Below are 14,515 nucleotides of genomic sequence, written 5' to 3'. Positions count from 1 at the left end.
TCATTCGGTGAAACGGGTCTCACTTGCTGAAGCCCTGGTCCTATATCCCGAAGCAAAGATTTAGAGGTGTTGCGTGGAACTGCTGAAATTTAATCCTGAGAATGAACTTGAGGTTGCAATCGTCAGCGCTAAGCGCGGGGGGCTTTCGCTGCCTGACTTGATGAAGAAGTTCACTCAGTCTGATGTCTATATTTCGAGCAAGCGGGAAGTGACTCAGGACGGGAGTGGGTTTGATCCATTGTTAGTTGGGTCGCCTGAAAATCCACTCGTGGCTGCGTTCTCATCTTTGTCACGCCCAAGTTTGCACGCCAAGATGGCTGCGTATGTACTTCGAATGAAGGGGCGAGAATTTCTTCATCGCCTTCCGCAAGGCTATGGCGTTGCATTCAATCCTGGGTATGAGGCTCAGTTAATAATCTCGTCAGATGTGATTTCTGACCTTAAGAAGATTTGATGTTCCAAACACGACAGGGCCGTCTTTCCTGACTCCTGAAGAGTTCGCTCAACTACCGTCGAATGGAACGATCAACCCGAACACGATTCGATTTAGTCAGGACAGCGCTAGCGCGAACTTTAGGCCGCCGTATGGTTCGGTCGATGATTTTACTAACGGCTTAGTGGACGGAAGCATTGACCCGGCCTCGGTTGCGCCAATCCGCATTGTCGAAAAGGATGGGATGATCTACACGCTAGACAATCACCGTCTTTATGGATTCCAGCAAGCCTACGAGCAAGCAGGGTTTGATATCCCATATCAGAAGCTCGATAGTGTCCCGAGCCAGCAACTCTTCAAATTCACAACGCAGAACGACGGTACGTCGATTCTTATCCGTAAACAGGGGGCAATCGGGGCCACCCATGATTTGCACGTTCATCGACAGGCGAAGTCGGGGCCTGGAGTTCCCCCATTGGTCACCGCCGATCGCTAACGTATCTTTGACGAAGCATCGCCACACTCCACTGTCGCGTTTGCCGACTCGAGCTCTCGTATCGCCCAACAAAGCTCCAGTGCTTCGTGGATAAGGTGATCCAGCACGGCGATCGAATGAAGGACATCCCTCCGCTTATTTGGATGTAGCAGCGTATGGCGGATCAGTCGACTCGCATTCGCCAATCGCGATTCCAACACCACACAAAGCTTGGATAGACCTATCGTGTGGACATTGTTCCGGCGTTCTTCGCTGCTGAGCATGCTTCTGGCATAGCGAAGCGTGTGTTCGATCAGTTGAGCATGCTTCTGGCATAGCGAAGCGTGTGCTCGATGAGTTCGGTAGGTAGGTCGTGGGGTTCGACATGCATGTCGGTCATTGCGGCTCCATCCTCGAGCCGCCACCCGCGAAATTGCGGGTGGCGGACGTGTCGAGCTGGAACCCGGAGACAACAACGATGACCGGTAGGGCCGAAGCCCTCCCGACACGCCCGCCATAAAAGATTATGGCAGCGGGGCGCCGCAACGCCTACACAAGAAGCGCCGTAAACGTTACGGCGCTTTTCAACACCGTCGACTGTCTCGGGGGTCCAGACCCGGCCACCTTTTTTGGATGGCCGGAGGATGATGCGTGGCGAGTGCGGAATGTTCAACCCTTCAAGCGATTTTTCAAACTTATTCGATGGTCAGTGAGCAGATAAAAGGATAGGCATGAATTTTTAGAATGATTGCTGTCGTGGATTAAGAGACGTGCATGTAGGTTGATTCAGTCAAGTTGCGAAGCCAAAATCCGTAATCCGCTACTTGTTCTTTGTGATCTGAATTTGATCGGAAACGGCGAGGCAATCGGCGGCAATTTACACCTCGACTATCACCGCGATGGATGTCTTGGAGCGCTCCGTTAGCAGTACGGTGACGATCACGGTGCCGACGGTCGCGCCTGTGTTCAACGGCGAGGCAATCGGAGGGCAATCGGCGTGTCAATCGGGGCCATGATTTGCGTTGTTGGCCGATCACCTCAGCAGTTAGGTAGGAAGCGACCAATTCGTGGATGCTCCCGTTTTCCCATATCTCCGCGAGTTGCATCCTCAGATGGGTGAAATCCCCACAAATTCTCGGCTAATCTTGCACACGCAGCCCGGTGAAAGATTTTTGGCAGTCCAGCCTAGCTCCGCAGACCGAGCTCCCACTCACATTGCTAAACGAGCGATCATCAGTGATCGTGAACAGCATGCCTAATCGGAGTCACCCACGATATGCTCATTCGCTGACGCGTAGCCGGGGCTGCTAACTGGCGCTCCGACCAGTGGTCAAACTGCCGCCATGCGATATCCCCGCCATCACATGGCTGCCCCGGATGAGCCGGGATACTTCCACCGCATCTCTTGCGAAGTAACGGCGCAGGCATTGCTGGGCGATGTGCTGGCGCTTGGTTGAGCGCATGCTCGAGGCATGTCTTCGTAGGTCGCCGTCTCTTGAAAGCAAAAAGGCCGGATTTGCATCCGGCCTTTTTTTATCTTTAGCGCTTCATCTTTAGTGCTTGGATTCGCTCAGTGCCTGTTCCACCGAAGGTGTACGCCATCCCGACGCCGATCCCCAGAGGAAGAACACCAGGCCGACCACTCCTACGACGACCAGGTCGATACCGTAGGGAATATAGTCCAGGCCGCCGAACGTCTTGCTGCCAATGAAGGAAACGATGGCAATCGTCGGCAGGTAGACGATCATCCACCACGCGCCCTTGAGCTGGCGACCGAAATCGTGCCAGCCGCTCTTCGCCTGGTAGTAAAGATAGATGGGAAGAGCAATCACCATCAGCAGGATGATTTCACCGGTCAGCGGCCACGTTGCCCAATACAGGAGTTCCGTTGCAAGGATAAAGGCCAGCGCGGCCAACACCGGCAGACCGGCGATACGCAGTGGGCGGTGCATATCCGGAGCGGTGCGACGCAGGGTCATCGCGCTCACCGGGCCGGTGAGATAGGAAATGATCGTCGCCACCGAGATAACCGCGGCCAACGTGCCCCAGCCGCGGAAGAAGAACAGGAAGACAAACGACACCGCCAGATTGAGCCACATGGCCGGACGCGGCACACCGTAGATCGGATGAATGTTGCCCAGGATCTTCGGCAATGTCCCATTGCGCTCCATGCCGTAGATCATGCGGGCCGTCGTCGCGGTGTAGGTGATGCCCGTGCCGGAGGGGCTGATGAAGGCATCCAGGAACAGCAGGTTGGCAAGCCAATGCAAGTTGACCAGGATCGCCAACTGCGCAAACGGCGAGCTGAAGTCGATGCCGTGCCAGCCAGCCTTGGCGAGCAGATCGGGCGGCACCGAACCCAGGTAAGCGACCTGCAAAATGACATAGACAATAGTGGCGAGCACGATCGAGCCGAGCACCGCGAATGGGATGCTCTTGCCTGGATTGCGCGCCTCGCCGGCCAGATTCACTGGACTTTGGAAACCGTTGAAACTGAATACGATGCCTGCGGTGGCTACGGCAGTCAGCACGGCGGCGACGTCGATCGAATGCGCTTCGCCATGGATGCCGACCGAAAAATTCTCGCTATGGAAGCCGCTGGCGATTAATGCGATACCCGTTGCGGCAGGCACGATCAGCTTGAAAATCGTAATGGCGGTGTTGGAGCGCGCAAACAGCTTGACGCTCCAGAAGTTGAGCAAGAAGTAGATGATCACCAGTACAGCCGCGATCGCCAGGCCCGGTGGCGTCAGCTCGCCATGGCCGCCCGGTGCATGCATGTACAAATTCTGCGCCCATTGCCACTTCCAGCCGGCCATGTACTGCACGGAAGCTTCGGCTTCCACCGGGATCACCGACACGATGGCGATCCAGTTGGCCCACGCGCCGATAAAGCCAACCAGTGAACCGTGCGAATAATGGCTGTAGCGAACCATGCCGCCTGACTCAGGAAACATGGCGCCAAGCTCGGCATAGGTGAGAGCGATGGTCATGATGATCGCCGCGCCCAGCACCCATGCCCAAACCGCCCCCGGACCTGCCAGGCCGGCGGCTTTCCAGGCGCCGAATAGCCAGCCTGAGCCGATGATCGAGCCCAGGCCGGTAAGCATCAAGGCGAAGGGGCCGACATCGCGGCGAATCGAGTTGGAAGAGGACATGTACGATTCCATGACATCACCGCCCCTGAGCGGCACAAGGGGCGGATAATGACACGAACCGGGCAAGCGGGGACAGGGAATGGCCGGTCTTTGGCCAGAGCGAGGGCTGGCTGGGTACGTCTCGCGTGTCAATTCGCGGTGATCGGAGCGATCAGCATTCGATGACGTTCACTGCGAGCCCGCCACGCGAGGTTTCCTTGTACTTGTCCTTCATATCGCGCCCGGTATCGCGCATGGTGGCGATGACCTTGTCCAGCGAGACGCGATGTTTACCGTCGCTCTTGAGCGCCATGCGACTGGCGTTGATTGCCTTGACCGAGCCCATCGCGTTGCGCTCGATGCAGGGGATCTGCACTAGCCCGCCGATGGGGTCGCAGGTCAGGCCGAGATTGTGCTCCATGCCAATTTCCGCGGCGTTTTCCACTTGCAGCACGCTACCGCCCAATGCGGCAGTCAGGCCGCCGGCAGCCATCGAGCAGGCGACGCCCACTTCACCCTGGCAGCCGACCTCGGCACCGGAGATCGAGGCGTTTTCCTTGTACAGAATGCCGATCGCCGCGGCCGTCAGCAGGAAGTCGATCACGCCCTTTTCGTCGGACTTGGGGCAAAAGCGCGCGTAGTAGTGCAGTACGGCCGGCACGATACCGGCCGCGCCATTGGTCGGCGCAGTGACGACGCGGCCGCCTGCGGCGTTTTCTTCGTTCACGGCCAGCGCATAGAGATTCACCCAGTCCAGGATAGTCAACGGGTCTTTCAGTGCTGCCTCGGGCTGGCGGCGCAGGTCATCGGCCATCGCCGGCGCCCGGCGCGTCACCTTAAGACCGCCCGGCAGGGTGCCGGGCGAACGCAGGCCGCGCGATACGCAATCCTGCATGGCTTTCCAGATGATCATCAGGCCGTCGCGAATCTCTTGCTCGCTGCGCCAGACCTTTTCGTTTTCCAGCATCAGTTGCGCAATCGACAAATGGTGTTGCTCGCACAGTGCCAGCAGTTCGTCGCCGGTAGAGAAGGGGTACGGCAGGTCGGTGGTATCGGCCACAATGCGGTCTTCGGCCGCCTCGTCCGGGTTGACGACGAAGCCACCGCCGACGGAGTAATAATCGCGCGTAGCCAGGACGTTGCCTTCGGCATCGTAAGCCGAGAAGCGCATGCCATTGGTGTGGAAAGGCAGCTTCTGGCGCTTGTTGAAGACCAGGTCGCTCTTTTCGTCGAAATCGATCTCGTGCTTGCCCAGCACGCGCAGCCGGTGACTATGACGGATGCGCTCGAGCGTGGCGGGAATCTGATCCGGATCGACGCGATCGGGATGCTCGCCTTCGAAGCCGAGCAGTACGGCTTTATCGGTGCCGTGTCCGCGGCCGGTCATGGCCAGGGAGCCGAACAACTCGGCGCGTAGGCGGACGACGCGGTCGAGCACGCCCTTTTCCTCCAGCCAATGCTCGCAGAAGCGCGCCGCAGCGCGCATCGGGCCAACGGTATGCGAGGAAGACGGACCGATGCCGATCTTGAACAAGTCGAAAACGCTGACAGCCATGGCGCCAAACCAAGCAAGGATGGGGAACCGGTTATTCTACGCCGGCTACCCGCCCACTATCAGCTATGGCCGACCTGACCCTCTTTCAGCGCGATTATTGCCATCTGTGCGACCAGGCTCTGGCGGTGATGGCCGAGGCTCGCGCGCCCGATTTCGACAGCGTCTGGGTAGACGACAGCCCGACGCTGGAATCGCGTTATGGCACCCGGGTCCCGGTACTGCGAGACAACCTCAGTGGGCGGGAGCTGGATTGGCCGTTCGATGCCGCGAGACTGCTCGAGTTCTTGCGAGACTAGGCCTGGCCGCCCTTGAGCCGGCGCAGAATCTCCTCGCGCGCCTCGCGCAGGATCGAGTCCCGGTCGAGGCTCGCTACCACGTCCGCTACCGCGCGCTTGGCGCCGAACTCGCCCCAGGATTTGCCGGCGATCAGATAGCGCTCGGCGGCATGGCCGATCAACACGGTGGCGTACCAGGCCAGGGCGCCTTGTGCCGTGGCGGTGACCAGCACAGACAAACCCGCGCTGACTCCCTTGAGTGCCGAAGCCATGAGCTGCATGCCCCAGATCGCTCCCATGAGCGCCGCCAACTGGGCCGAGATGACCGCCACCAGCCGTCCCGATTCGGCGCGGGTCAGCGGCAGCCCATACAAGCGCGAGAGCTGCACAACCATGGCTGCATCCATGCCCGCTGCCGCAAGCAGGTCGGCGACCGGGATAGGGTTGAGGGCGACGGCCACGCCCTTGGCCAGGCAGTAGTTGCGGATCAGTCGCGACGCCATATCGCGACGCGTAGCCGCGATGCGCACGGAGACCTGGTCGGTGAGCCTGCCTGCATATAGACCGGCATTGAGCGCGGACAGCGCCTTGCCTTCGCGGCGGGCGATGTCGAGCAGGCGCTCGCGTAGTACGGCTACATCGGGCGGAAGGTTCCGCTCGTATGGTTGCTCGTGCCCGGAGGCGTCGGTCTCGACCTGGCGGCGCGCCGCAGGCCGTGCTGCCACAGCGATCGTATCCTCGGGCAGGATCAACCCGCGGGTCCGCTCGCGCAGATGGTCCAGCAATATCCGCCGTTCCTCCTCGCCGTAACGATCGGCCTTGTTCAACGCCAACAGCAGCGGACGCTGGGTTCGTGCAAGTGTTTTCACGGCATCCAGCTCATCGCGGGTGAGGTCGCCGTCGGCGACGAAGATCACCAGGTCGGCGATCTCGGCGACATCGAAAGCCAGCCGCTCGCGCGCTTCGCCATCCAGCTCGTTGATACCGGGCGTGTCGATCAGTACCAGGCCTCCATGAGCCGCCTCGTCGAGCGGTGCTTGCTCGGCGATCGTGGTCGTGCCATGCAAGACGCCTACCTCAAAGGCTTCACGGCCGAGCAGGGCATTGCCGAGCGCCGATTTGCCGGCCGAGACACGGCCGAATACAGCGATATGCAGCTCGTTGCGTTCCAGTCGCGACAGCATCTGCTCCAGACGAGCGAAATCGGTCGCAAGCTCGCTGCGGATGGAAGTCGGAATGCCCGGGTCGTCCAACAGCTGACGCAGACTGTCGGCCACTTTGCCGGTAGTCGCCGCGTTGCTCGGGATCGGAGGGGAGTCGTGTCCGTTCGGGCCGGCCGTTCCCAGCCAGCCCCGAAATTTCCGCCATAGCGTGTCCATCGCCATGGCGGCAGAGTTTACTTGGCGGTAAGTGTCAGATGCGCATTGACCTTCACGTCAGGACCGATGACCGAGGTATCGGCATACTCGCCGCCGCCTACGCCGAAATCCAGACGCTTGACGGTGCCGCTGACATCGAGCGTGGCACCGTTGCCTTGCGGTTTGAAGGTGACGTTGAGGCTGACCGGCTTGGTCACGCCGCGCAGAGTGAGATTGCCGTCGGCAACGACCTGATTGCCATTCTGGTGGAAGCCCGTGGTGACGAAGTGCGCCTTGGGAAATTTGGCGACATTGAAGAAATCGGAGCCGGGGAGCGCGCTGTCACGGTCGTTGTCGCCGGTCTTGACGCTGGCCAGGTCCACCTCGACGTCGAATTTCGATGTGTTCAGCTTCGCAGGATCATAGGTGATCGTGGCTGTCCACTTGCCGAAGCTGCCGTCAAAGCTCTGCCCCTGGAAATTACTGCTGAAGCCCAGTTTGCTCGATGCGGGCTGCACGGCGTAGTCGGCAGCGCCGGCTACGCCGGGTAGCGAAGCGGCGAATAGCAGGGGAAGCAGCGAGCGAGCGATCGAGGTCATCATGAATCTCCTTGTGAGGGCGTGCCGCGCAGCTTGCCGAAAGGCAGCATGCGACGAAGCACGTTGTCGTTGTCGAATATATGGTGTTTCAACGCGGCGCCTACATGCGCCACCAGCACGAGCAGCAGGATATAGAACAGATACTCATGGAGCGCCAGTACCGTGCGCGCTAGTTCCTCGTTCTTTTCGGCGATCGCGGGCAGATTGAACTGCTTGAAGTATTGCAACGGGAAGCCGCGCAGCGAGTTGAACCACCAGCCGCTGAGCGGCATAGCCAGGATCAACACATACAAGACACCGTGCACTGCGTGCGCGGCCAGGTGCTGCCAGCGCGGACCGGGTTCGTCGCGAGGCCGGCGATCGGCCAGTCGCCACATCAGACGCAGCAGGAACAGTGCCAGTACTGTCAGGCCGATCGACTTGTGCAGGGCGAACCAGCCGATTTTCTGCATCGGCGAACTGGCCAGGTCCATGCACAAGCCAAAGATGCCGTTGCCGAGAATGACCAGTGCCATCAACCAGTGAAAAAATTTTGCGACCGCGCCCCATTGGCGTTCGGTGCTGCGTAAATTCATAGCGGTTCCTTAGCGTTTTGCGTCGATGACGCTTCCGTGGGGGCGGGCTCGCTGCCGCTGGCGGCATTGCCCTTGATGGCCTCCAGCTCCAGCCAGATCACCACGTTCTGGCCGACAGAACCCTTGAAGGCCGTCATACCGAAATCGGTGCGATCGAGCTTGGTGTGTCCGGAGAATCCGGCAACCGTATGCAGGCCGTAGATGGTCTTGCCCACACGATTGAAAGTGAACTCGATATCGACAGGGCGGGTCACGCCGCGCAGGCTCAGTTGCCCGTGCAATACGCCGCTGCGCTCGTCCTTCATATCCACGCCCGTACTGACGAAATGCGCGTAGCGATTCTTGCCGGCATCGAGGAAATCGGGTTTGAGCACTGCCGCATTCCAGGCCGTGTCGCCCATGTCGAGGCTGGCCAGATCGATGTCCAGCTCGGTGGTGGCGCTTTTCAGATCGCTTGGATCGAAGCGCAGTTCGCCCTTGGCAATGTGGAACCGTCCGAACGGACGGGAATAACCGTTGTGGTCGATGCTGAAGAGGATCTGGCTGTGTACGGGGTCGTAACGGTACGTCGATTCGGCGGCATGCGCGGCGCTGAGTGCGCCGAGGCCGAATAGAAGCGAACATGGCAGGGTGCGAAGCAACATGGTTGTCAAAGTGTGGCCGAAGGACATGGGAGTGCCAAGAAGACGAAATGAAACAGATTGTTTCTTTCGTGAATAGGTGCTTGGGGTAAAAGGGGTTCAAGGACAAAGTTTCGATCGGTTCAGGAAACGCCGGCGCGGTCGGGAAGGGCCGGTCAATCTTTCGATTCGCCGCGCTCACGGATCGCTTCGGCCGTCAGGGTCGCCAGTTGCCGCAGCCTGCCGCTACCGGCATCGGCCAGCAGCGTCTTGAGGCGATCGCCCGCGTCGGCCTGATCGAGGCTTTTGCGTTCGGCCAACGAAGCGGCCAGGGCGCGGCCCATGCTGTCGAAGATCAGTGCATAGGCGAACGCATGCAGCACACCTCCGCCGAGCGTGCCAAGTCCCGGGAATGCCTTGAGCGCGTTGCCCGCGATGGCCAACACGATGGAGCTGCCGCTGCGCAAGGTCAAACGTGCCTGACGCAGGAAATCTTCGATCTGTACGTCAGTGACACGCACGTCGTAGAGCGCGGCCAGTTCACGTGTCAACGTGGCCGCCAGAGCGCCTTGGATAATCAAGTCGCTGCCTGGGGCTACGGCCGCCAAGGCGCCGACGACGGCGCGCCGCGCGTACTTGCGCACCACGCGCTCGGCGGCAGCGGCTTGAGTAGTCCGCTCCAGCTCGCCGGTACTTTCATGCAGGCCCGCGAGTACGGCATTTTCCCGCGAAGGTTCCAGTACATCCGCTCCAGTCGCGGCAATTTGAGCAAGCAGCGCAAGCAAGGGCGAGATGGATGGCTTGCGTTGCCGCTCGACATATTCGCTGCCATCGGGCAGCAGCCGTTCGAAGCGTTCGGTGCCACCGGCGCTGATGGCTACGACGGCCATAGCCAGACCCGCCGTCTGCTGGTGCAGCCGCTGCAATAGAAGTTCCCGTTCCGGAGCCTGCCATTGATCGGCCTTGTTCAGCGCGACGATAAGCGGCTTGCCGAATTCGCTCAGCCACCGCACTTCTCCTGCCTGGCCACGTGTGAGGTCGCCGGCACACAAGTAGACCACGGCATGCGCGCGCAGCGCTTCCTGGCGCGCCAGCTGTTCGTGGACCTCGCCATCGGCTTCACGGCTGCCGGGCACGTCCGCCAGGATCAATGGCTGACCGTCGGGCAAAGTGGCATCGACATGGGTGACCTGGCGCGTCGTGCCGCCGCGCACATCGCTCGGCGCCAAGGCGTGTGGTGCGAGCGCGCGTAGCAGAGCGGATTTGCCCGTAGAGATTTCTCCAAAGAGGGCGACATAGAGCCGGCCGACCTGCCTACGTCGATCCAGTTCGGCAAGTTCTGTATCCAGGGCGGAAGTATCTGCCTGGCGTTCACGCAGACGGCCGAGCCGACGCTCGATATCGGCGCGATCGCCTGGCTTCTTGGCCCTTTGCCTGCGCCGTGGCCGCAAGAGCCACCACAGCAAGATCAGGCTGCAAATCAGGAAGGCGAATAGGACAAGTCCTAATAAGACCTGCATGGTCAACGGTAGTGCAAGATAGCGCTGCAGGAGTGCCAAGGCTCGCTCGATCACGGCAAAAAGAAGCCATATCAACGCCAGTGTGGCGATCGCAGCTAGCAGCAGGCGTATGCGTAGCGACATGATTTCGGTATAAGTGGGGTTATCGTTCGTTGATTTCGTGCACAAGAGCAAGCTTAGGACTTACATCAGACCCGAGAATAAACTGACTCGCTGCCAGCGGAGCCTGGCTATGCTGTCGAGCATAAAGGAGATGGAGCCTCCATGTTTTCCAAATGGATATTGGGTTATTTGCTGGTGCTGGCAGGGATTGCCTCGGCACCGAGTCGGTCGGCGCCCTCACTGCCGCTGGGTAAGTTCGCCGAGCCACTGGCAACGCCGCAGTTTCGCCGGTTCAGTCAAGCAGACGGTCTGCCCGGCGTGGCGATCCATGCTATCGCCCAGGACACTACCGGCTACGTATGGTTTGGCGGTCCCTTCGGCTTGTTGCGCTATGACGGGGTCGAATTCGACAGATTCACGAGCAGTGTCCGCGATCCACATAGCCTGTCGGGCAACGATGTAACCCAACTGCTCGCCGGCGATGAAGGCAGGCTCTGGGTGGCCACCGGAGGCGCCGGCTTGAATCGCTACGATCCGAGTACGGGCGAATTCGAGATTTGGCGGCATCGAGGCGACGACCCGCGCAGCTTGTCGAACGATACGATCCTGGCGTTGGCAAGCGAGCCCGGCGGCGGCTTGCTGGTCGGGACGAAGGAGGGGCTGAATCGGCTTCTGCCCGATGGCAGATCGTTTGAGCGCATCGCATTTCCCTATGGCGAACATCCCGATAGCCGTGCCGTCAGCGCTGTTATGCAGCAGCCGGATGGCACTTTGTGGCTAGGCACTCGTTCGGGGCGTTTGCTGCGGCGCGCGCCGGGAGACGATTGGCAGTCGGTTGCCATCCCCGGCATGCCTGCCGAGAGCAGTGAAATTCATCGCATCGACGGTAATGCCGATGAAGTGCGTATCAGCACACGCCACGGCTTGTTCCTGATCCCTGCGGGTGAGCCGGTGCGACCCGCCTTTGCACATACGCAGCTGGCCTCGCCGCTCTACGTGTTCGGTAGCGTACGCGACGGTAAAGGGCGGCTTTGGGTCGCCACCATCCAGGGCCTGGTGATGGAAGACGAGCGCTCACGCCTCCATCGATTTCGCGGCAGACCGCTGATGGTCGGCGGCCTGCCCGGCGAGTGGGTACTCAATGTGATGAAGGATCGCGAGGGCGGTCTGTGGTTTACGTTCTATGACGGGGCGGTGGCCTATTTGCGTCCGGGCTGGGAAGGATTTTCCCGCTATGCGTACGTGCCGGACGATGTATCTGGCTTGCCGGAGCATCCGCCCAGCGTGGTCGCGCCCAGTGCGGACGGTAAATTGTGGGTGGGAAGCCATGGGCGCATCGATAAGTTCGACCCTATTACCGGAACGTCCGAATCGGCGATCGCGGGGTTGCACAGCGATGTGATGCACATCGTCGATGACGGGCATGCGTTGTGGTTCACCATGCGCGGCGAACTATGGCGGGTAAGGAACGGCAAGTCCGAGCGTATCGATCCCCGGAGGCGCTGGATCACCCGCCCGGAATTGCTTGCACGTGGCGATGACGGGACGATTTTCGTCACCGTGGCACGCTATGGCGTAGTGAGTATCCGGCCCGATTCCGATGAGATCCGCGCTGTACCGATGGCCGCGGACATCGAAAACGTCGATTTGCGTCCCGGCATGCTGGCAGTCCACGAGGGACGGCTGTGGTATGGCAATCACGATGGGTTGCTGCGTTGGAGTCTGAGCGGAGGGAAGATGACGCGTGTCAATGGCGTCAAGCGCGGCAAGGCAGTGACGGCGTTGACCTTCGATAACCAGGGTTTCTGGTTGGGCAGGGGCGATGTGCTCGAGCGTTATCGATTCGATGGTAGTCGCGCGGTGGAGACGTTTGCGCTCGACGCACAGAATGGCTGGCACGATTCGGTCATTACCGATCTCAATGTGGATTCCACCAATGTGCTGTGGATTTTCAGCGAATCGGGCCTGTGGAGCTACGATGCCGAGAATGGCGGGCTGCGCCGTTTCGGTGCGGGCGTTCTGCAGGGTACCGTTGGGCAGGGAACCGCGGTGCCTCGCGAGTCGCCGGAATCCGAGCCGCTCTATGTACCCACGAAACGTGGCGTAATCGGCTTCTATCCCGGGCGTACCGCACGAACGCCGATATCGCTACCGTTGTTGTTCACTGAGGTTCGCGTCGATGGAGGCCGCGGCCGGCGCCCCCTGGTCTCGAAGGGCAATCGTGTAACCATGAGTTGGCAGGATCGCGACCTGTATGTGGAGGCGCGCATTCTTTCCTATGCGGATGCTGGCGGGATTCGTTATCGCTTCCGCATGCATGGTGTCGACGATGACTGGATCGACGTCGGGCAGCGCGGCGCGCGTCATTTCCCAGGATTGGCTTCGGGCTCGTACCGACTGGAAGTCACGGGCCTGGATGCGGCTGGCAACGTCTTGCAATCCAATTCGATACTGCTGCATGTCGAAGCACCGCCCTGGTTGCGCTGGTGGGCCTGGGTCGGCTATGTGATGCTGCTGATAGCGACCGCCTGGGGCGCGCTGCTTGTATGGAAGCGCCGTATGGCGCAGCGCCACCGCATTCAGCTGTCCGAAGAGCGTCGCCGTGTCGCCGAGCAGGCCAGCGCGGCCAAGACGCAGTTCCTCGCCACCTTGGGACACGAAATCCGTACACCTATGACAGGCGTACTTGGTATGGCCGAACTGTTGCTCGACACACCGCTCACGCCGACACAGAGCGAATACGCCGCAGCGATGCGCCGCTCCGGTACGCTGTTGCTGAAGTTGGTCAACGATGCGCTCGATCTGGCGCAGATCGAGACAGGCCGCTTGAAACTCGAACCGGCGCAGTTCAGCTTGCGCGACCTGGTCGACGATATCGTGCAACTACAGCGGCCACAGGCGATCAAGAAAGGGTTGGCGTTCGAACTGGACATGTCCGAAGGGCTGCCCGTCTACCTGATTGGCGACGTCGAACGGATCAAGCAGATTCTGTTGAATCTTGCCAACAACGCGATCAAGTTCACCGAGCAGGGCGCGGTCGCGTTGCGTGTCGAGCCGGCAGCCCAAGGTGTGGTGTTTAGCGTGATCGATACCGGCATGGGCATTGCACCTGCCAATCAACAGCGGATGTTCGAACGCTATGAGCAGGGCCATGGACCGGAGCGTCGTAACGGCAACGGATTGGGATTGGCCATTTGCCGCGAGTTGACGGCCATGATGGGCGGCAGCCTTTCATTGACCTCCAAACTGTCGGTCGGCAGTTGTTTTCGCGTACATCTGCCACTGGTCGATCCAGGGCGGCCGGCCGCACCGTTGGCTCGCGAAATTAACGCTGAGCATCGTTCGCAACTTCGCCTATTGCTGGTCGAGGACGATCCGATTGTCGGTGCGGTGATCATGGGGTTGCTGCAACGCCAGGGGCATGTCGTATGCCATGTCACGCATGGGCTGGCGGCCATGGCCGAACTGGTGCGCGAGCATTACCACGCCGTGCTGCTCGATCTGGATCTGCCTGAAGTCGATGGCCTGCAGATCGCACGGATGATTCGGGCGCGCGAGGCGCCTGACGAACACATGCCGATCATTGCAGTGACCGCGCGTGCTACGGCGGAAGATGAGCAACGAGCCATGGCGGTTGGCATGGATGGTTTTTTGCGCAAACCGCTGACGGGCAGAGAGCTTGGTGAGGCGCTGTCCGGGGTATTGGAACTCCGGGAGGAGGCGTTGAACGAAGTGACGAGCAGCGCTGGCGGCCCGGTCGCGTCCCATGGCTAGCATGGGAGCGGACTCGTGGTAATTTAACTCTTTTGGCATTATCGGCAGAGCGGGGGAGATCATGCTGTCATCCGTTCTGCTGAGTCTGGGGC

General features: G+C 60.3%; 11 protein-coding genes. 4 read left to right on the top strand and 7 right to left on the bottom strand.

Annotation, left to right across the window (positions count from 1 at the left end):
* The first annotated feature begins 73 nt into the window (after nucleotides 1-73).
* Both VIM98_RS07370 and VIM98_RS07365 read left to right on the top strand, forming a co-directional pair.
* The gene (locus VIM98_RS07370) at nucleotides 74-454 is read left to right on the top strand and encodes a hypothetical protein (protein WP_331992455.1); all 381 of its coding nucleotides are present in this window, start codon (nucleotides 74-76) and stop codon (nucleotides 452-454) included.
* A gap of 223 nt (nucleotides 455-677) precedes the next feature.
* Entirely contained in the window at nucleotides 678-929 is a 252-nt protein-coding gene (locus VIM98_RS07365) for a hypothetical protein (protein ID WP_331992454.1), read from the top strand.
* Nucleotides 930-2,461: 1,532 nt separating this feature from the next.
* Here VIM98_RS07365 and VIM98_RS07360 read toward each other — a convergent pair.
* Entirely contained in the window at nucleotides 2,462-4,066 is a 1,605-nt protein-coding gene (locus VIM98_RS07360; protein WP_331992453.1) for an APC family permease, read from the bottom strand.
* Between the two features lie 151 nt (nucleotides 4,067-4,217).
* The gene (locus VIM98_RS07355; RefSeq protein WP_331992452.1) at nucleotides 4,218-5,600 is read right to left on the bottom strand and encodes an L-serine ammonia-lyase; all 1,383 of its coding nucleotides are present in this window, start codon (nucleotides 5,598-5,600) and stop codon (nucleotides 4,218-4,220) included.
* 65 nt (nucleotides 5,601-5,665) lie between these two features.
* On the opposite strand from VIM98_RS07355, the gene VIM98_RS07350 reads away from it, so the two are divergent.
* Nucleotides 5,666-5,896, top strand: coding sequence for a glutaredoxin family protein (locus VIM98_RS07350; RefSeq protein WP_331992451.1), 231 nt, complete (start codon nucleotides 5,666-5,668; stop codon nucleotides 5,894-5,896).
* Here the strand turns inward: VIM98_RS07350 and VIM98_RS07345 are convergent.
* The 5 genes from VIM98_RS07345 to VIM98_RS07325 all read right to left on the bottom strand — a co-directional run bounded on the left by VIM98_RS07345 (nucleotide 5,893) and on the right by VIM98_RS07325 (nucleotide 10,670).
* Nucleotides 5,893-7,260 (bottom strand): GTP-binding protein, encoded by a 1,368-nt coding sequence (locus VIM98_RS07345; RefSeq protein ID WP_331992450.1) that lies wholly within the window; start codon nucleotides 7,258-7,260, stop codon nucleotides 5,893-5,895. The two genes, VIM98_RS07350 and VIM98_RS07345, sit on opposite strands and share 4 nt — an antisense overlap.
* 11 nt (nucleotides 7,261-7,271) lie before the next feature.
* On the bottom strand, nucleotides 7,272-7,835 hold the full coding sequence (locus VIM98_RS07340; protein ID WP_414650200.1) for a YceI family protein: 564 nt from the start codon (nucleotides 7,833-7,835) through the stop codon (nucleotides 7,272-7,274).
* Entirely contained in the window at nucleotides 7,832-8,407 is a 576-nt protein-coding gene (locus VIM98_RS07335; RefSeq protein ID WP_331992449.1) for a cytochrome b, read from the bottom strand. The genes VIM98_RS07340 and VIM98_RS07335 overlap by 4 nt, the downstream gene beginning before the upstream one ends.
* A complete protein-coding gene (locus VIM98_RS07330; RefSeq protein WP_331992448.1) occupies nucleotides 8,404-9,051 on the bottom strand; it encodes a YceI family protein in 648 nt (215 codons plus the stop codon). Before VIM98_RS07330 ends, VIM98_RS07335 begins: the two co-directional genes overlap by 4 nt.
* A 152-nt stretch (nucleotides 9,052-9,203) precedes the next feature.
* Nucleotides 9,204-10,670: a GTPase gene (locus tag VIM98_RS07325; RefSeq protein ID WP_331992447.1), complete on the bottom strand. Its 1,467-nt coding sequence runs from the start codon at nucleotides 10,668-10,670 to the stop codon at nucleotides 9,204-9,206.
* Nucleotides 10,671-10,811: 141 nt separating this feature from the next.
* On the opposite strand from VIM98_RS07325, the gene VIM98_RS07320 reads away from it, so the two are divergent.
* Entirely contained in the window at nucleotides 10,812-14,423 is a 3,612-nt protein-coding gene (locus VIM98_RS07320; protein ID WP_331992446.1) for a hybrid sensor histidine kinase/response regulator, read from the top strand.
* Nucleotides 14,424-14,515 lie beyond the last annotated feature (92 nt).

The sequence above is a fragment of the Dyella sp. genome (assembly GCF_036568765.1).
GTDB lineage: Bacteria > Pseudomonadota > Gammaproteobacteria > Xanthomonadales > Rhodanobacteraceae > GSA-30.
This window is presented reverse-complemented; position numbering and strand designations above follow the sequence as displayed.

Excerpts from the sequence above, each read along its gene's own strand:
- VIM98_RS07340 (WP_414650200.1), bottom strand. The coding sequence starts at position 7,835 with ATGATGACCTCGATCGCTCGCTCGCTGCTTCCCCTGCTATTCGCCGCT.
- VIM98_RS07355 (WP_331992452.1), bottom strand. The coding sequence starts at position 5,600 with ATGGCTGTCAGCGTTTTCGACTTGTTCAAGATCGGCATCGGTCCGTCT.
- VIM98_RS07325 (WP_331992447.1), bottom strand. The coding sequence starts at position 10,670 with ATGTCGCTACGCATACGCCTGCTGCTAGCTGCGATCGCCACACTGGCG.
- VIM98_RS07350 (WP_331992451.1), top strand. The coding sequence starts at position 5,666 with ATGGCCGACCTGACCCTCTTTCAGCGCGATTATTGCCATCTGTGCGAC.
- VIM98_RS07345 (WP_331992450.1), bottom strand. The coding sequence starts at position 7,260 with ATGGCGATGGACACGCTATGGCGGAAATTTCGGGGCTGGCTGGGAACG.
- VIM98_RS07335 (WP_331992449.1), bottom strand. The coding sequence starts at position 8,407 with ATGAATTTACGCAGCACCGAACGCCAATGGGGCGCGGTCGCAAAATTT.
- VIM98_RS07360 (WP_331992453.1), bottom strand. The coding sequence starts at position 4,066 with ATGTCCTCTTCCAACTCGATTCGCCGCGATGTCGGCCCCTTCGCCTTG.
- VIM98_RS07330 (WP_331992448.1), bottom strand. The coding sequence starts at position 9,051 with ATGTTGCTTCGCACCCTGCCATGTTCGCTTCTATTCGGCCTCGGCGCA.
- VIM98_RS07320 (WP_331992446.1), top strand. The coding sequence starts at position 10,812 with ATGTTTTCCAAATGGATATTGGGTTATTTGCTGGTGCTGGCAGGGATT.
- VIM98_RS07365 (WP_331992454.1), top strand. The coding sequence starts at position 678 with ATGATCTACACGCTAGACAATCACCGTCTTTATGGATTCCAGCAAGCC.